Here is a 16833-nt window from a genome sequence, read left to right on the forward strand (position 1 = left end):
CCGGCGCGGCCGGGCCCTGCCCGGCCGCGCCTTTTCCCGCGCCATGTCGCAGCTGCGAAACGCCCCCCTGGTGGGCGTCCGGCGCCTAGCCCATGATGAACCTCGATTTTTTTAAGAGTCAGAGGTCCATGGACAGCAGCAAGGCGCCCGATACCCGCACCACCCGCATCACCGCCGAGGAGGCGCTGGCCCTGCATGCCGAGGGCAAGCCGGGCAAGCTGGAGATCCGGCTGACCAAGCCGCTGACCACGGCGCGCGACCTCAGCCTGGCCTATTCCCCCGGCGTCGCCGAGCCCTGCCTGCACATCCACCGCGACCCTTCGCTGGCCTACGACTACACTACCAAGGGCAACATGGTCGCCGTCATCTCCAACGGCACGGCCGTGCTGGGGCTGGGCAACCTGGGCGCGCTGGCGGGCAAGCCGGTGATGGAAGGCAAGGCGGCGCTGTTCAAGCGCTTCGCCGACGTCGATTCCATCGACCTGTGCGTGGACACCGAGGACGCGGACGCCTTTGTCAACGCCGTGCGCTACCTCGGCCCCTCCTTCGGCGGCATCAACCTGGAAGACATCAAGGCCCCGGAGTGCTTCGTCATCGAGCAGCGGCTGCGCGAGCTGATGGACATCCCCGTCTTCCACGACGACCAGCACGGCACCGCCATCGTCGCCGCCGCCGGGCTGATCAACGCCTGCCACCTGACCGGCCGGGCGCTGGCCGATACCAAGCTGGTGATCAACGGCGCGGGTTCCGCCGCCATCGCCTGCGCCGAGCTGGTCAAGGCCATGGGCATCCGCCCGCAGCACATCCTGATGTGCGACACCAAGGGCGTGCTCTACCAGGGCCGTGCCGAGGGCATGAACCAGTGGAAGTCAGCCCACGCGGTGGCCACCGACCGCCGCACGCTGGCCCAGGCGCTGGAAGGGGCGGACGCTTTCTTCGGCCTGTCGGTCAAGGGTGCGGTGACGCCGGCCATGGTCGCCTCCATGGCGCCCAATCCGATCATCTTCGCGATGGCCAACCCCGACCCCGAGATCACGCCCGACGACGCCCGCGCCGTGCGGCCGGACGTGATCATCGCCACCGGGCGCAGCGACTATCCCAACCAGGTCAACAACGTGTTGGGCTTTCCCTTCATCTTCCGCGGCGCGCTGGACGTGCGCGCCTCGACCATCAACGACGCCATGAAGGTCGCCGCCGCCGAGGCGCTGGCCATGCTGGCGCGCGAGGACGTGCCCGAGGAGGTGGCGGGCGCCGGCGGCGGCTCCGGCCTGCGCTTCGGCCCCGACTACATCATCCCGCATGCCTTCGACCCGCGCCTGATTTCCCGCGTCTCGCCCGCCGTCGCCAAGGCGGCGATGGACAGCGGCGTGGCGCGCAAGCCGCTGGACGACATGGCCCGCTATGCCCGCGGGCTGGCGGCGCGGCTTGATGTCGGCGTGTCGGCGCTGGAAGCCATCACGGAACGGCTGCGCGCGCAGCCCCGGAAGGTGGTCTTCGCCGAGGGCGAGGAGGAGAAGGTGATCCGCGCCGCCATCGCCTTCCGCAACGCCGGCTACGGCACGCCCGTGCTGGTGGGGCGCGAGGAGCGCGTGCGCGCCACCGTGGCCGCGCTCGGCATCCCGCTGCCGGAGGGCATCGAGATCCACAACGCCCGGCTGTCCGACAGCAACACCCGCTACGCCGAGGCGCTGTACAGCCGCCAGCAGCGCAACGGCCTGCTGTTCCGCGACTGCCAGCGGCTGGTCAACACGGACCGCAATGTCTTCGCGGCCTGCATGGTGGCCGCCGGCGACGCGGACGCCATGGTGACCGGCGCCACGCGCTCCTTCGGCACCACGCTGGAGAACGTCACCAAGGCGGTGGACCCGACGCCGGGCGAGGTGCTGTTCGGCCTCAGCGTCATGCTCGGCCGCCGCGCCGGCACCGTGCTGATCGCCGACACGGCCATCCACGAGCGCCCCGATGCCGCGACGCTGGCGCAGATCGCCACCGGGGCCGCCGCCGCCGCGCGCCGCATGGGCATCGAGCCGCGCGTGGCGCTGCTGTCCTTTTCCACCTTCGGCGCACCGGGCGGCACCATCGTCAACCCGGTGCGCGAGGCGGTGAAGCTGCTGGACAGCCGCGGCGCCGACTTCGAGTACGATGGCGAGATGGCGGCCGACGTGGCGCTGGACCCCCAGCTGCGCGCCCTCTACCCGTTCTGCCGCCTGAGCGGCCCGGCCAACGTGCTGGTCATGCCCGGGCTGCACGCCGCGCACATCCTGACCAAGGCCGTGCCCCGCCTGACCAGCGCCACCACCCTAGGGCCGATCCTGGTGGGGCTGGAGCAGCCGGTGCAGATCACCAGCGTCGGGGCCAGCGTCAACCAGATCCTGGACATGGCGTGCTTCGCGGCCGCCGGCGCCGTGCGCCGGGACTAGGCGGCGGACAGGGCCGGGGAACATCGTTTCCCCGGCCCTTCCCGCACCATCGGCCATGCGCTGAACTCATAACTGTTCCTGGACGCATCACCGGGGCGAATAGCCAGCATCGCCAGCCCTGATTGGCGGTGGCGCGCCCTGAAGCGCATATGGGTGTCAACGGAAGCGCCACCGCGCTTCGACATTCCATCAGGAACAAACATCATGATCCGCAATTCGATGATCGCCGCCGCCCTTCTCGCCACCGGCATGGCGCTGGGTGCCACCAGCGCGCTGCATGCGCAGGAAGCGGTGATCAACCAGGGCGAGCAGTTCCATGTGAGCTACCCCGCCGGCTACACCGGCAACATCGTGGGCGGCGGCGATACCGTGACGGTGACGTCCGGCCGCTACCCCCAGGTGACCTACACCGGCGCCTTCCATGAGAACTCGGCTGGCATCCCGGTGTTCACCGGCGGCAGCGAGGGCGGCGTGGCCTACCTGCCGGCTCCCGCCACCGCGGGCACGGTGGCGAACCGCTAAACCCGAAAGACAGGGCCGGGGCAGCAATGCCCCGGCCCTTTTTGCGTTACGCGCCGGCCAGCAGGCAGAACATCAGCTCGTGCTTGTTGTGGGCGCCGTGGAACACCCGCGCCCCGGGAATGGCGGCAAAGGCGGCGGCGGTGTCGTGGTCGGTTTCGCCCTGGAACTTCAGGGTGCACACGAAGTTCCGTGCCCGCCCGGCCTCGCGCCAGCGGTTCACCAGCCCAAGCAGCCGCGACGGGTAGCAGATGATGTCGCTGAACAGCCAGTCCACCGCGGGCTGCTGCGAAGGCTCCAGGCCAAAGGCGCTTTCGGTGCGGACGGACACGTTGGGCAGCGCCGCCACGGCCGGGTCCATCGCCGCCTTGTCCACCGCCACCACGGCGCAGCCCAGCTGCGCCAGCGCCCAGGTCCAGCCGCCGGGCGCGGCGCCGAGGTCCAGCACCGTCTCGCCCGGGCCGGGCCAGCGGCCCAGCCGAGTCAGCGCTTCCCACAGCTTCAGGTAGGCGCGCGACGGCGGGCCCTCGCGGTCCTCCTCGAAGCGCACGGCGCCGTTGACAAAGGGGCTGGACTTGGTGGGGCTGGCCAGCATGCGGTCGGCCCCCAGCAGCGTCCAGGCCCCCAGGTGCCCGGCGGGCGGCAGCTCGGGAAAGCGCAGTGCGCGTGCCTTGACCGGCGGCAGCGCGGCCTCGATCAGCGCGGCGCGGCGGTGGTGCGTGGCGGGGTAGAGCGCCCAGTTGCGCTGCAGGCCGCGCAGCAGGGTCGCGGCGCCCTTGATGGAGGGCACCTCCATCTCCCGCGGGTCGGTCCAGACGTCCAGCGCCCAGGCGGCGGGCAGCGGCGGCGCGGGGCTGAGGGCCAGAAGGCCGTGCCAGGCGGCGACCGGCGCGCCGGCGCGGCGCAGCTCCTCGGCCAGCTCGGCCTCGAAGCCCTCGGCGGCCAGATAGGCGCTGCGGACCTCGCTCACGCCCGGCGCGCCCCGGCGGCCGCCAGCAGCAGCCAGCCCAGCATCAGCAGCATGCCGCCGGTCGGCGCCACCCGCCCCAGCGAGCCGCCGGTCAGCGCGTGCCACCACAGCGCGCCGGCGAAGCCCAGCACGCCCAGAAAAAAGCAGCCGCCCGCCCAATGCACCAGCCGGCCGCCGCGGCGCTCGGCCAGCAGCCCGGTGGCCAGCAGCGCCAGCGCGTGCCAGCCCTGCATGTCCAGCGCAGGGGCGACGCGGGCCGCCTGGTCCGGCGTCAACCCATGCGCCGCCCAGGCCGCCATCCCGACCGCCACGCCGCCCATCAGGGCCCCCAGAACCAGCCAGATCCGTCCCATCACGCGTCCTTCCCCGGCAGGATCACATCGGCGCGACTGGCGAGGTCCGCCTGCCAGCTTCCGTCGTCGCCGCGCCGGAACAGCGGCGTGGCGAAGGCGGCGGCCACCGGCACGTCGCCGGGCCAGCCGGCACGCCAGCGGTCGCCCTGCGCCATGGCCACGCAAAGCCCGACCGGCCGCACCCCCGCCGTGGCCAGCAGCGCCAGGCCGGCGTGCGCGGAGCTGCCGGTGCTGACCACGTCATCCACCAGCAGCACCCGCCGGCCGCGCAGCCGGTGCAGCACGCGCGGGTCCAGCCACATCCGCCGCGCGTCCGGCGCGGTGGAGGAGGAGGTGGGCGCGGAAAAGGCGCTGTCGTACCAGTTCTTGCGGGAATAGCCGGCGGCCACCCAGTGGGGGTGGCCCAGCGCCTCGGCCACCGGCGGTCCGAACACATGCCCCAGCGTCGGCAGGCCCAGCACGGCCTCGGCCCCGAAGCCCCGCGCGGCGGCGGCCATCCAGCCGCAGATCGGCCGCAGCACGGCAAAGGAGGCCTGGTTGGCGATGAAGCCCAGCACGCCGATGGCACCGTAGTCGCGCAACGGCATTGCCAGGAAACGGCCGTCGGGCATGCGGGCAGAGGCACCGGAAGGCGGGGTGGCCTCGTAGCGCTGCCAGAAGTCGGGGAGCGGTTCCATGATAGGGGGCGGATGGCACATCGGTGGGCGTTGGAGAAGATCGGGGGACAGAATTCCCCTCAGCCCCCCGCTTTTTTCTGGCTGTTTTGCGAAGGCGGCCGGGGTGGCGCCGCGCGCCCTGGTCCGGGCGTTCAGGCGTTCCGTGGCGACCGCCCCCCACGCCGCATGCCAGTTTCTGCCGATGCCAGGGCCCGGCGTGGCTCAGCCACCCCGGCGGGCGTGTTCGGAAAGGGGGGAGGCCGTTCCGGCCCCGCGTTCCGCCAGGATGGCCGCCAAGATCAGCCCGCCGATCATCCCCACATGCTCCGTCGCGGTGTGGAAGGCCACGATGCCGCGTTCACCGTCCAGGCTCCAGAAGTGGTGCACGATGGGGATGGTCAGCGCGGTGAACACCCCCAGCGCCCCGGCCCCGAGCCAGGCGGCGCGGTTGGCGATGATCAGCGCCGAGCCGGTGAGCTGGGTGAGCGCCACCACCGCGTTGATCACGGCGGGCGGGTGCAGGCCGAACATCGCCATCTCGGCGGTGCCCCCCTGGAAGTCGATCAGCTTGGCCAGCCCGCTGCCCCAGAAGGGAAAGGTGAGCAGCACGCGGGCCACGACCAGCAGGGCGGGACGCGACAGCACAGAGCGGATCATGATGACGGTCTCCAGGCCAGAACGACAAAACCGCCCCCGGCGGGGCCGGGAGCGGTTTTGCCATGGTCAAGCCAGAGGCGGAAGCCGTTACCGGCCCGTGACGATCCGCTCGACGAGCTGCTTCACGGAAGGGATGAAGCCGTTCGAGTAGAAGGGGTCCTGCCCGAAGCGGTAGGCGTTGTGCCCGGCGAACATCAGGTTGTGGTCGATCGGCCCGTCATGCGCGATGTCCTGCAGCGTCTTCTGGATGCAGAAGGAGCGCGGATCGGCCTTCTTGCCGTTGGTGTAGTCGGGGCCGTGCTGCGTCCAGTTGCTGAAGCGGCAATGGGACAGGCAGCCCATGCAGTCCGTCTGGTCCTTCAGGATCTCGCGCGCGTTCTCGGGCGTCACGAAGACCAGGGTGTTGTCGGGGGTGCGCAGCGCCTCGGTGAAGCCGGCGGCTTCCCAGTTGTGCACGCGCTCCAGGTCGCCCGGCGCCAGCCAGACCAGCCGCTTGCGCGGACCCACGCCGTATTCGGCGGTGTGCTCGCCGATCGGCTCGGGGCTGATCGCCACCTGGCGCTCGTTGCGCGCCTCCAGGTCGCGCAGGAAGTCGTTGCGCACGGCGGAGGAATAGAAGCCGGTGGGCGAGAAGGGCTGCAAAAGCACGTCGCCCGGCGCCAGGGTCAGCAGCTTCTGCTTCCAGTCGGCGCTGATCGGGCTTTCCTGCGTCACCAGCGGGCGGGTGCCGAACTGGAAAGCGATGGGGCCAAGCTCCGGATTGTCGATCCAGTGCTCCCATTCCTCCAGCCACCAGACGCCGCCGGCCATGATGATCGGCACGTCGTCCAGGCCGAACTGCCGCATCTGCTGGCGCAGCTTCAGCACACGCTCATAGGGCGCCTCGGGCTTGTGCGGGTCCTCGGAATTGGACAGGCCGTTGTGGCCGCCGGCCAGCCAGGGGTCCTCGTAGACCACGCCGCCCAGCAGCTCGGAGACCTTGGAGTAGGAACGCTTCCACAGCGCCGTGAAGGCACGGCCCGAGGACACGATCGGGTAGTAGAAGACGTTGAACTCGCGGGCGATCTCGGCGAGCTTGTAGGGCATGCCGGCGCCACAGGTGACGCCGTTGATCAGGCCCTTGGCGCCTTCCAGCACGCCGCGCAGGATGCGCTCGGCGCCGCCCATCTCCCACAGCACGTTGATGTGCACGCGGCCGCGGCCGCCGGAGCGCTCATAAGCCTCGCGCGCCTGGGTGATGCCACCGGAAATGCCGTAGGCCACCAGCTCCTCGTGCCGCGCCACGCGGGTGCGGCCGCTGTAGGTCTGGCGGATCACATGGCCTTCGGCGTCGTAGCTGTCCGCGTTGACGCCGGAAAAGGTGCCGACGCCGCCGGCACCGGCCCATTCGCCGCAGGAGGCTCCGGTGGACACGGCGACGCCTTTGCCACCTTCCACCAGCGGCAGCACATCCACCCCACCCATCCGGATCGCGTTGATCGCTTTCAAAGCCGTTGCCGTTCCTACGGTTAGGGATCACAGAATCGTCATAACACGCGCGCGTGCACCGGCCAAAAGGGCATGACCATGCGCAAGGCGGGGGATTTGGCCCGACTAGCCAAGGGTTTCAATGCTTTTTCCCGGCGCGCCTTAATTGCGGTGCCGGGCAGGACGGGCACCCGCCCGCCCCGCGTCCCGGGGTCCAGGGAATTCCCGGCACCGGGCGCCCGGGGGCACGCCCGGGCGTCACCGGAATAAGGCAGCCTGGGCTGGGCCCTTGCCACCGGTGGCCAGGGGGTCGCCCCCCTGGCCGATCGCGATCAGTCGCGGCGCGGCCGGCGATCGCGGCGCTCGCCGCGCGGCTCGCGGTCGCCACCGCCGGCCTCGCCATCCTCGCGCGGGCGGCGGGCGCCGACCTGATCGGAGATGTCGGCGCCGGTCGCCTGGTCCACCACGCGCATGGACAGCTTGACCTTGCCGCGGTCGTCGAAGCCCAGCACCTTGACCTTTACCTTGTCGCCCATGTTGACGATGTCGGTGGTCTTGCTGACCCGCTCGTTGGCCAGCTCGGAGATGTGGACCAGGCCGTCCTTGGCGCCGAGGAAGTTCACGAAGGCGCCGAAGTCGGCGGTCTTGACCACGGTGCCGGTGTAGATGGCGCCGATCTCGGCCTCGGCCGTCAGGCCGCGGATGCGGTCGATCGCCGCCTGCGCCGCCTCGGGCGAGGTCGCCGCGATCTTGATGGTGCCGTCGTCCTCGATGTCGATCTTGGTGCCGGTGGTCTCGACGATGTCGCGGATCACCTTGCCGCCGGTGCCGATGACGTCGCGGATCTTGTCCTTGGGCACCTGGATCACGGTGATCTTGGGCGCGTTGCCGGCCACCTCGCCACGGGCGCCGGACAGGCCCTTGGCCATCTCACCCAGGATGTGCAGCCGGCCCTGCTTGGCCTGCTCCAGCGCGATCTTCATGATCTCGGGCGTGATGGAGGTGATCTTGATGTCCATCTGCAAGGCGGTGATGCCCTGCTCGGAACCGGCCACCTTGAAGTCCATGTCGCCGAGGTGATCCTCGTCGCCCAGGATGTCGGACAGCACGGCGAAGCCCTTGTCTTCCTTGATCAAGCCCATGGCGATGCCGGCGCAGGGGCGCTTCAGCGGCGCGCCCGCGTCCATCAGCGACAGCGAGGTGCCGCAGACGGTGGCCATGGAGGAGGAGCCGTTGGACTCCGTGATCTCGGACACCACGCGCATGGTGTAGGGGAAGGCCGCCTTCTCGGGCAGCAGCGGGCGGATGGCGCGCCACGCCAGCTTGCCGTGGCCGATCTCGCGCCGCCCCGGGCTGCCCATCCGGCCCGTCTCGTTCACCGAGTACGGGGGGAAGTTGTAGTGCAGCATGAAGTTCTCGCGGTACTCGCCCGCGAGCTGGTCGATGATCTGCTCGTCCTGGCCGGTGCCCAGCGTCGCCACGCAGAGCGCCTGCGTCTCGCCGCGGGTGAACAGCGCGGAGCCGTGGGCGCGGGGCAGCACGTGTACCTCGGCCACGATGGGGCGCACGGTCTTGGTGTCGCGGCCGTCGATGCGCATGCCGGTGTCGAGGATGCTGTTGCGCACCACGTCGGCTTCCAGCTCCTTGAGCAGGCCCTTGGCCATCGCGGCCTCGTCCTCGCCCAGCTGCGCCAGGATCGCCTTCTTGGCCTCGCCCACCTTCTTCTGGCGGAGCAGCTTCTGGGTTTCCTTGTAGGCCTCGCCGATGGAGGCGGTGCCGAGGCTCGCCAGCTTGGCCTTCAGCGCGGTGGTCTCGGCCGAAACCTCCGGCAGGTCCCAGGGCTCCTTGGCGGCCTTCTCGGCCAGCTCGATGATGCCCTGGATGACCGGCTGGAAGCCGGCATGGCCGAAGGTCACGGCGCCGAGCATCACTTCCTCGGTCAGCTCATGCGCCTCGGACTCGACCATCAGCACGCCTTCCTCGGTGCCGGCGAGCACCAGGTCGAGCTTCGATTCCTTGATCTGCTCCAGCGTCGGGTTCAGCACGTACTGGCCGTCGATGTAGGCGACGCGCGCGGCGGCGACGGGCCCGAAGAACGGGATGCCCGACAGCGTCAGCGCGGCGGAGCAGCCGACCAGCGCCACGATGTCCGGGCTGTTCTCCATGTCATGCGAGAGCACGGTGGCGATCACCTGCACCTCGTTGCGGAACCCTTCCGGGAACAGCGGGCGCAGCGGGCGGTCGATCAGGCGGGAGATCAGGGTCTCGGCCTCGCTCGGCCGGCCTTCGCGCTTGAAGAAGCCGCCCGGGATCTTGCCGGCCGCGAAGGCCTTTTCCTGGTAGTTCACCGTCAGCGGGAAGAAGTCCTGGCCCGGCTTGACGCTGCGGGCGCCGACCACGGTGCACAGCACGATGGTGTCGCCGAGGCGCGCCATCACGGCGCCGTCCGCCTGGCGGGCGATCTTGCCCGTCTCCAGCGTCAGGGTCTTGCCACCCCAGGAGATGTCCTTGCGGAAGTAGTTGTCGAACATGAAACGTCCTTGGCATCGCGGCCGCGCGCCAGTGGCGGCGCGGCCCTCGCTCGGCCGCCCGGATGGCGGCCCTCGTCTTGAGCGGTGCGGAACCCGAGGCCCGTCGCCCGGCCCGCCCCGGAAGGGGGCTGCAAGGACCGGCGTTTCGGGCGGCATGGATGGCCGCGGGGCTGCCCGCGGAACGCACCATGTGGCCGGAAACGCCGCCACGGCCCGATCAGGGGCCGCGCTCACGACAGGATCACCAAGGCCCCGCTCACGCTCGCGGGTCCAGCCTGCCAGTGATGGCAAACCGCGCGGGTTATGGACCGGAAGGGGCCGGCGTGGCCACTGGAAAAGTTTTCCCCGGATGAAACCTGACCTAAAAGCGGCTCCGCCCCCTCTGGACTTTCCTGCTGGGAGACAGTGTCCCCCCAGACCCCGCCATCAGGAAGCACTCGGCCGATCCTGCCGGCGATCGCCCGACGGGCGGGGGCACAGGATTCAAACGCACCACGGGCGCCGTGCCCTCAGCCCCCTGAACCGGCCCCTCAACGCGCGGCAGATGCCGGGGTCTGGGGTGGCTCAGCCACCCCAGCCTTCCGCTTCACGCCGTGACGGCGAGCTTGGTTTCGTAATCGGCTTCGGTCTTGTCGCGGATCTCGGCCTCGGTGACGCCCGGGGCCAGTTCCACCAGCGTCATCCGCCCCTGCGCGCGGTCGATGCCGAAGACGGCCAGTTCCGTGATCACCACGTCCACCACCGCCTTGCCGGTCAGCGGCAGGGTGCAGGCCTTCAGCAGCTTGGGCTTGCCGCCGGCGGTGTGCTCCATCAGCACCACCACCTTCTTGACGCCGGCTACCAGGTCCATGGCGCCGCCCATGCCCTTGACCATCTTGCCCGGGATCATCCAGTTCGCCAGGTCGCCGTTGCCCGCCACCTGCAGCGCGCCGAGGATCGACAGGTCGATATGCCCGCCGCGGATCATCGCGAAGCTGTCGGCCGAGGAAAAGAAGCTCGTGGTCGGCAGCGCGGTCACGGTCTGCTTGCCGGCGTTGATCAGGTCGGGGTCCTCGTCCCCCTCGTACGGGAAGGGGCCCATGCCGAGCATGCCGTTCTCGGATTGCAGCTGCACCGACACGCCGTCGGGGATGTGGTTGGCCACCAGCGTCGGGATGCCGATGCCGAGGTTGACGTAGAAGCCGTCCTGCAGCTCGCGCGCCGCGCGGGCCGCCATCTCATCACGGGTCCAGGCCATGGGCGGGCTCCTCAGGCGACGTTGCTGTGGGCGGGGTTGAGGTCGGTCACGCGCTTGCGGGTGGTGCGCTGCTCGATCCGCTTCTCGTAGTTGGCCGGCACGCGTACGATGCGCTTCACGTAGATGCCCGGCGTGTGGATGTGGTCGGGGTCGATCTGCCCGGGCTCCACCAGCTCCTCCACCTGCACCACCGTCATGCGCGCGGCGGTGGCCATCATCGGGTTGAAGTTGCGCGCGGTCTTGCGGAACACCAGGTTGCCCTCGGTGTCGGCCTTCCAGGCGTGGATGATGGCGAGATCCGCCATGATGCCGCGCTCCATCACATAGTGCTCGCCGTCGAACTCGCGCGTCTCCTTGCCCTCGGCCACCGCCGTGCCGTAGCCGGTCTTGGTGAAGAAGGCGGGGATGCCGGCGCCGCCGGCGCGGATGCGCTCGGCCAGCGTTCCTTGGGGGTTGAACTCGATCTCCAGCTCGCCCGCCAGGAACTGCTTGGCGAAGGTGGCATTCTCGCCGACGTAGGAGGAGATCATCTTGCGGATCTGCCGGGTCTCCAGCAGCAGGCCGAGGCCGGCGCCGTCGATGCCGGCGTTGTTCGAGACCACCGTCAGGTCCTTCACGCCGGAATCACGGATCGCCTCGATCAGCAGGGTCGGGATGCCGCTCAGCCCGAAGCCGCCCGAATGGATCAGCATGCCATCCCGCAGCACGCCCTCCAGCGCCGCCCGCGCATCGGGGTAGATCTTCCGCATGAATTCGCTCCCTGGTCCCTGGTGGGGTGCAGGCTAGCCAGCGCGGCGCGGGGCGGAAAGGGGCGGCGGGGCGCGCGTGAAAGATTCGCGCAGCAGGGGGCTTGCGTGCCCCGGGGGCCGCAGTTATACCGCGCCACCCCGTTGAAAGACGGCGGTGACTGCGGGGCCATAGCTCAGTTGGTAGAGCGCTTGAATGGCATTCAAGAGGTCAGGGGTTCGACTCCCCTTGGCTCCACCAGTATTCAGACAGGGCGTCCGGCAACGGGCGCCCTGTTCTCGTTTCCGCTGCCCGCGAGGCCCGCATGATCCGTGAACCGCAAGACCTCAACGATGTGGTGCTGCGCGACCGCGCCGTGCGCGCCGCCCGCGGGCTGGCCGCCTTCGACCGGCTGATCCTCGGTGCCCGGGTGGCGGACATGGCGACCGGCGAGCTGCGCCTCGCTGACATCGGGCTGGTCGGGCCGCTGATCGCCAGCGTGCATGCCCCCGGCACCCGCGCCGACGCGGCGGAGACGCTGGATGCCACCGGGCTGATCGCGGCGCCCGGGCTGATCGACGCGCACATGCACATCGAGAGCTCGATGGTCACGCCGCGCCGCTACGCCGCCGCCGTAGTGCCCCATGGCACCACCACCGTCTGCTGGGACCCGCATGAGCTGGGCAACGTGTCCGGCCTGCCCGGCGTGCGCTGGGCGGTGGAGGCGATGCGCGGCCTGCCGCTGCGCGCCCTGGTGCTCGCCCCCTCCTGCGTCCCTTCCGCCCCCGGGCTGGAGCGCGCGGGCGCCGATTTCGGCCCGGATGAGTTGGCCGAGATGCTGTCCTGGCCGGAGGTCGCCGGCGTTGCGGAAGTCATGGACATGCGCGGCGTACTGGACCGCACCCCCCGCATGGCCGGCATCGTCGGCGCCGGGCTGGCGTCCGGCAAGCTGGTCTGCGGCCATGCCCGCAGCCTGAGCGGCCCCGACCTGCAGGGTTTCGCCGCCGCCGGCATCGCCTCCGACCACGAGCTGGTTTCGGCAGACGATCTTCTTGAAAAACTGCGCGCCGGCTTCACGGTGGAGCTGCGCGGCAGCCACGACTACCTGTTGCCCGAGGCCGTGGCGGCGCTGGCCACCCTGTCCCACCTGCCGCAAACCCTGGTGCTCTGCACCGATGACACCTTTCCCGACGACCTGGCGGAAAAGGGCGGCATGATCGACCTGATCCGCCGCCTGGTCCGCTACGGCATGTCGCCGCTGCACGCCCTGCGCGCCGCCACGCTGCACGCGGCCACGCGCATCCAACGCCCCGACCTCGGCCTCATCGCCCCCGGGCGGCGCGCCGACCTGATGCTGCTGGACGGGCTGGACACGCTGAACGTCACGCATGTCTTCGCCTCCGGCACCCATGTGGCCAGTGGCGGCCGGCTGCTGGCGCCGCTGCCCCCCGCGCACCCCGCCGGCGCTTTGCTCGACACCATGAAGCTGGCCCCCGTGCTGCCGGAGCAGTTCCTCCTCCGCGCCCCCGGCCCCACCGCCTGGCTGCGCACCGCCGTGAACCCGCGCTTCACGCAATGGGGCGAGGCCGTGGTGCCGGTGACGGAGGGCATCGCCGCCCTGCCGGAGGACGGCATCCTGATGGCGGTGTTCCACCGCCACGGCCTCGCCCCCGCCACGCCGGTGCTGGGCGTGCTGCAGGGCTGGAGCCGCTGGCGCGGCGCGCTGGCCACCACCGTGGCGCACGACTCCCACAACCTTTGCGTCTTCGGCCGCAACCCGGCCGACCTCGCCGCCGCCGCCAACGCGGTGATCGCGGCGGGCGGCGGCATGGCGGTGGCCGCGGGTGGCGAGGTCCGCGCCGTGCTGCCGCTGCCGATCTGCGGGCTGGTGTCGGACGACGCGGTGGAAGACGTGGCAGCCGCCTTCCGCGCGTTGAAGGAGGCGGCGGACGGGATCGCGGACTGGATGCCGCCCTATCTGGTGTTCAAGGCCATCGTCGGCGCGTCGCTGGCCTGCAACGCGGGGCCGCATGTGACGGATCTCGGCGTGGCGGATGGGTCGACGGGGGAGCTGATCGCGGGGGCATTGGTCGGGTGATGGAGGGAGGCCAAAGAGGGCGCTGCCCTTTCTGGACTCTCCCGCTGAGCGGACAGTGTCCCCCCAGACCCCGCCGGAAAAAGGAATGTTGGGGCTTTGAGGCCCGGGCGGGCGCCTGCGGTATTTCTATGAAAGGGCCACCTGGTGCCCCGCCCGCAGTCCCCGGGGGCCATCGGCCCGCGGGGTGACGCGCAAAACAGACGTCGGGGCCTGGGGTGGTTCAACCACCCCAGCGGGGGTCCAGGGGGCAGCGCCCCCTGGCCTGTCCCCTCATCAGTCCCAGGCCGGCGCGAAGGCCGGGTTCACGCACCGCTTGTCCTTGGGCAGGGTGTTGATCTTCGCCAAGTCATGCTCATCCAGCTGGGATGCCAGGGCCACCGCGTCCAGGTTGGACTGCTGGCCTTCGGCGCGGCTGGAGCGGGGGATCGGCACCACCAGCGGCTGGCGCAGGAGCCAGGCCAGCGCGACCTGCGCGGCGGAGGCACCGTGCTTGCGCCCGATCTCGGCCAGTACCGGCTGGTCGTGCAGGATACCCTGGCCGAGCGGCGAATAGGCTTCCAGGACGATGTCGTGCTTGCGGCACCAGTCCAGCAGCGGCGCCTGGGACAGCTGCACGTGGTATTCCACCTGCAGCGCGGCCGGCGTCTCGCCCAACGCTTCCAGCTCCTGCATGCGCGCGACAGGGAAGTTGGCGACGCCCCAGGCGCGGATCAGGCCGCTGCCCTGCGCCGCCTTCAGCACCTTCACCGCCCCTTCCAGGTCCATGGTCGGGTTCGGCCAGTGGATCAGGAACAGGTCGAGGGAGTCCACCTGCAGCCGGGCCAGCGAGGCTTCCAGCGAGCGGTGCAGCGCCTCGGGCTCCAGCTGGTCCCACCAGACCTTGCTGGTCAGGAAGATGTCCTCGCGCGCCACGCCGCTGGCGCGGATGGCGGCGCCGACCTCGGCCTCGTTCTCATAGCGGGCGGCGGTGTCGAGGTGGCGGTAGCCCAGGCGCAACGCGCCCTCGATGGCCTTCTGGCCCTCTGCGCCGGTCAGCTTGAAGGTGCCGAGGCCGAGCTTGGGGATCGACAGGCGCGGCGTCGTCTCGACGGGGATGTTGATCATGGGTCTACCTTTTCGAGAGATCGACGATGCCGGCGAAGCCGGTCTCGGTGCCGAAGGCCAGCTGCGTGCCGCCCGGGTTCCAGCTCAGCGCCGAGATGGCGCCGCGGCCGGGGGCGGCGACAGGCACCACCTTGCCGGAGCCGATCTCGGCCATCAGCACCAGCCCGTCCTCGAAGCCGGCAGCCACCACCTCATGCTGCGGGTGGCAGGACACGCGGGTGCAAAGCACGCCGTCGCCGCCGGCCAGCTCCATCGGCGGCTTGCCCATCGGGCCACCGGCGAAGAACGGCCACAGCACGATGCAGTCGGCGCCGGCGGTGGCCAGCCAGCGGCCCTTGGCCGTGAAGCTGACGGACTTGATCTTGCTCTGGTAGCCGGACATCCGCATGTCCTGCCCGTCGGTCAGCCGCCAGCCATGCAGGGCGTTCTCCTGCATGGTGGTGACGACATGTGTGCCGTCCGGGCTGAACCAGACGCCCTGGTGGCTGCCCTTCCAGGGCAGGACGCGCGGCTTGTCCTCTTTGGAATTGACGAACCACAGGCTGGCGCCGTTGTAGTGCGCGCCCGCCACCCGCTTGCCCTTGCTGTCGAAGGCGATGCCGCCGACCGAGGACGGGTGCTCCAGCGCCTTGAGCGGCCCGCCCTTGCCGAAGACGTGCAGCTTCTTGCCGACAGACGCCGCGCGCAGCCCGTCCGGATGCGCCGCCACATGGTCCACCCACTTCATGGCACCGAGGTTGGCGATCTCCTCCACCGTGCCGTCATTGGCCGTGCGGACCAGCCGCCCGTCGTCGCCGCCGGAGAGGAAACCGCTGGCGATGTCGGCCACCATCTCCAGGCAGGAGCCGTCATGCGCCTCGGCCCGCGCCCAGTCGCCGCCGATCTCGGCGGTTTGCGCGATCCGCACCGAGCCGTCGCCCAGCGCGAAGCCGGCCGCCTTGCCGTCGCGGGAAAACACGGCGCCCATCACCCAGGCGCCGAGGTCGTGGGAACTGCCCCGCTGGCTCAACAGGAAGTCGTCGTCGGAAACGGTCTCGCTCATTCCGCCCCCCCGGCGGCCACGCAGCCCTCGAAGCCGCGGCGCAGGCGCGGGCGGTTCAGGTCGCGGCCGATGAAGACGATCTTGGACTTGCGCGCGGACCCTTCCGGCCAGGGGCCGATGAAGTCGCCATCCGCGATCATGTGCACCGCCTGGAAGGCGAAGCGCCGGTCCTCGCCCTTGTAGGCCAGGATGCCCTTGGTGCGCAGCAGGTCGGCGCCCTTGCTTTGCAGCAGCTCGCCGATCCAGGCGTTGAACTTCGCCTCGTCGATCGGCTGATCGACCTCGAAGGACAGGCTCATGATGTCCTCGTTGTGCGAGTGGTTGTCCTCGCCCGACAGGAACTCCGGCTCGCGCTCCAGGATGCGATCCAGCTTGAAGGCCTCGCGCCCCATCACCGCCTCGATCGGCACGTCGGACTTGGTGGCGCGGCGGATCTCGGCATAGGGGTTGATGGCGCGGATGCGGCGCTCCACCTCGGCCGCGCCCGCCTCGTCCACCAGGTCCATCTTGTTCAGCACGACGATGTCGGCGAAGGCGATCTGGCTCGCCGCCTCCTTGCTGTCGTCGAGGCGGGCCGCGAGGTTCTTGGCATCCACCAGCGTCACGATGGCATCCAGCCGCGTGGCGCGCTTGACGTCCTCATCCATGTAGAAGGTCTGCGCCACCGGGGCGGGGTCGGCGAGGCCGGTGGTCTCGACGATGATGCCGTCGAACTTGCGGCCCTTCTTCATCAGGCTGCCCAGAATGCGCACCAGGTCACCGCGCACGGTGCAGCAGATGCAGCCGTTGTTCATCTCGAACACTTCCTCGTCGGCATCGATGACGAGGTCGTTGTCCACGCCGAGCTCACCGAACTCGTTGATGACCACGGCGTATTTCTTGCCATGCTCCTCGGACAGGATGCGGTTCAGCAGCGTGGTCTTGCCGGCGCCGAGGTAACCGGTCAGCACGGTGACGGGGATGGTCGTGTCGATCGTCTTGTCGCTCATGGGGGGGAATCTCTGTCCTGCCTGTGGAGGCCGCGTTCGCAGTCGGTCAGGTGTTATATGATAC

Annotated in this window: 14 protein-coding genes and 1 tRNA gene; 4 read left to right on the forward strand and 11 right to left on the reverse strand. The window is 70.2% G+C overall.

Annotation, left to right across the window (positions count from 1 at the left end):
• Window positions 1-128 precede the first annotated feature (128 nt).
• Window positions 129-2420: an NADP-dependent malic enzyme gene (locus IAI59_RS02915; protein ID WP_207418052.1), complete on the forward strand. Its 2292-nt coding sequence runs from the start codon at window positions 129-131 to the stop codon at window positions 2418-2420.
• Between the two features lie 204 nt (window positions 2421-2624).
• A complete protein-coding gene (locus tag IAI59_RS02920; RefSeq protein WP_207418053.1) occupies window positions 2625-2942 on the forward strand; it encodes a hypothetical protein in 318 nt (105 codons plus the stop codon).
• A 46-nt stretch (window positions 2943-2988) separates the two neighbouring features.
• Here the strand turns inward: IAI59_RS02920 and IAI59_RS02925 are convergent, their stop codons facing one another.
• From IAI59_RS02925 to IAI59_RS02960, 8 genes are all read right to left on the reverse strand, one after another.
• The gene (locus IAI59_RS02925; RefSeq protein WP_207418054.1) at window positions 2989-3909 is read right to left on the reverse strand and encodes an SAM-dependent methyltransferase; all 921 of its coding nucleotides are present in this window, start codon (window positions 3907-3909) and stop codon (window positions 2989-2991) included.
• Entirely contained in the window at window positions 3906-4262 is a 357-nt protein-coding gene (locus IAI59_RS02930) for a DUF423 domain-containing protein (RefSeq protein ID WP_207418055.1), read from the reverse strand. The genes IAI59_RS02925 and IAI59_RS02930 overlap by 4 nt, the downstream gene beginning before the upstream one ends.
• Complete coding sequence (locus IAI59_RS02935) at window positions 4262-4939, reverse strand: phosphoribosyltransferase (RefSeq protein WP_207418056.1); 678 nt, start codon at window positions 4937-4939, stop codon at window positions 4262-4264. The genes IAI59_RS02930 and IAI59_RS02935 overlap by 1 nt, the downstream gene beginning before the upstream one ends.
• A 201-nt stretch (window positions 4940-5140) precedes the next feature.
• Entirely contained in the window at window positions 5141-5575 is a 435-nt protein-coding gene (locus IAI59_RS02940; RefSeq protein WP_207418057.1) for a DoxX family protein, read from the reverse strand.
• An 87-nt stretch (window positions 5576-5662) separates the two neighbouring features.
• Window positions 5663-7063 carry an NAD(P)H-dependent flavin oxidoreductase gene (locus tag IAI59_RS02945; protein ID WP_207418061.1) on the reverse strand — a complete coding sequence of 467 codons (1401 nt, stop codon included), beginning with the start codon at window positions 7061-7063 and terminating at the stop codon, window positions 5663-5665.
• 311 nt (window positions 7064-7374) lie between these two features.
• Window positions 7375-9573: a polyribonucleotide nucleotidyltransferase gene (pnp, locus tag IAI59_RS02950; RefSeq protein ID WP_207418063.1), complete on the reverse strand. Its 2199-nt coding sequence runs from the start codon at window positions 9571-9573 to the stop codon at window positions 7375-7377.
• Between the two features lie 586 nt (window positions 9574-10159).
• Window positions 10160-10810 (reverse strand): CoA transferase subunit B, encoded by a 651-nt coding sequence (locus IAI59_RS02955; RefSeq protein WP_207443833.1) that lies wholly within the window; start codon window positions 10808-10810, stop codon window positions 10160-10162.
• Window positions 10811-10821: 11 nt separating this feature from the next.
• Window positions 10822-11559: a CoA transferase subunit A gene (locus tag IAI59_RS02960; protein ID WP_207418864.1), complete on the reverse strand. Its 738-nt coding sequence runs from the start codon at window positions 11557-11559 to the stop codon at window positions 10822-10824.
• A gap of 162 nt (window positions 11560-11721) precedes the next feature.
• Between IAI59_RS02960 and IAI59_RS02965 the strand changes: the two genes are divergently transcribed.
• Window positions 11722-11797: transfer RNA gene (locus IAI59_RS02965), tRNA-Ala, on the forward strand.
• A gap of 64 nt (window positions 11798-11861) precedes the next feature.
• On the forward strand, window positions 11862-13634 hold the full coding sequence (locus IAI59_RS02970; RefSeq protein ID WP_207418863.1) for an adenine deaminase: 1773 nt from the start codon (window positions 11862-11864) through the stop codon (window positions 13632-13634).
• 273 nt (window positions 13635-13907) lie between these two features.
• On the opposite strand, the gene IAI59_RS02975 is transcribed toward IAI59_RS02970, so the two are convergent.
• The 3 genes from IAI59_RS02975 to IAI59_RS02985 are packed head-to-tail and all read right to left on the reverse strand — an operon-like array spanning window position 13908 to window position 16769.
• The gene (locus tag IAI59_RS02975) at window positions 13908-14738 is read right to left on the reverse strand and encodes an aldo/keto reductase (RefSeq protein ID WP_207418862.1); all 831 of its coding nucleotides are present in this window, start codon (window positions 14736-14738) and stop codon (window positions 13908-13910) included.
• A gap of 4 nt (window positions 14739-14742) precedes the next feature.
• Window positions 14743-15780 carry a WD40 repeat domain-containing protein gene (locus tag IAI59_RS02980; protein WP_207418861.1) on the reverse strand — a complete coding sequence of 346 codons (1038 nt, stop codon included), beginning with the start codon at window positions 15778-15780 and terminating at the stop codon, window positions 14743-14745.
• Window positions 15777-16769 carry a CobW family GTP-binding protein gene (locus tag IAI59_RS02985; RefSeq protein WP_207418860.1) on the reverse strand — a complete coding sequence of 331 codons (993 nt, stop codon included), beginning with the start codon at window positions 16767-16769 and terminating at the stop codon, window positions 15777-15779. Before IAI59_RS02985 ends, IAI59_RS02980 begins: the two co-directional genes overlap by 4 nt.
• Window positions 16770-16833: the final 64 nt, after the last annotated feature.

Source organism: Roseomonas haemaphysalidis (assembly GCF_017355405.1).
In the GTDB taxonomy this organism is placed as follows: Bacteria; Pseudomonadota; Alphaproteobacteria; order Acetobacterales; family Acetobacteraceae; genus Pseudoroseomonas; species Pseudoroseomonas haemaphysalidis.

Excerpts from the sequence above, each read along its gene's own strand:
- IAI59_RS02955 (WP_207443833.1), bottom strand. The coding sequence starts at position 10,810 with ATGGCCTGGACCCGTGATGAGATGGCGGCCCGCGCGGCGCGCGAGCTG.
- IAI59_RS02980 (WP_207418861.1), bottom strand. The coding sequence starts at position 15,780 with ATGAGCGAGACCGTTTCCGACGACGACTTCCTGTTGAGCCAGCGGGGC.
- IAI59_RS02975 (WP_207418862.1), bottom strand. The coding sequence starts at position 14,738 with ATGATCAACATCCCCGTCGAGACGACGCCGCGCCTGTCGATCCCCAAG.
- pnp (WP_207418063.1), bottom strand. The coding sequence starts at position 9,573 with ATGTTCGACAACTACTTCCGCAAGGACATCTCCTGGGGTGGCAAGACC.
- IAI59_RS02920 (WP_207418053.1), top strand. The coding sequence starts at position 2,625 with ATGATCCGCAATTCGATGATCGCCGCCGCCCTTCTCGCCACCGGCATG.
- IAI59_RS02935 (WP_207418056.1), bottom strand. The coding sequence starts at position 4,939 with ATGGAACCGCTCCCCGACTTCTGGCAGCGCTACGAGGCCACCCCGCCT.
- IAI59_RS02915 (WP_207418052.1), top strand. The coding sequence starts at position 129 with ATGGACAGCAGCAAGGCGCCCGATACCCGCACCACCCGCATCACCGCC.
- IAI59_RS02970 (WP_207418863.1), top strand. The coding sequence starts at position 11,862 with ATGATCCGTGAACCGCAAGACCTCAACGATGTGGTGCTGCGCGACCGC.
- IAI59_RS02930 (WP_207418055.1), bottom strand. The coding sequence starts at position 4,262 with ATGGGACGGATCTGGCTGGTTCTGGGGGCCCTGATGGGCGGCGTGGCG.
- IAI59_RS02940 (WP_207418057.1), bottom strand. The coding sequence starts at position 5,575 with ATGATCCGCTCTGTGCTGTCGCGTCCCGCCCTGCTGGTCGTGGCCCGC.
- IAI59_RS02960 (WP_207418864.1), bottom strand. The coding sequence starts at position 11,559 with ATGCGGAAGATCTACCCCGATGCGCGGGCGGCGCTGGAGGGCGTGCTG.
- IAI59_RS02985 (WP_207418860.1), bottom strand. The coding sequence starts at position 16,769 with ATGAGCGACAAGACGATCGACACGACCATCCCCGTCACCGTGCTGACC.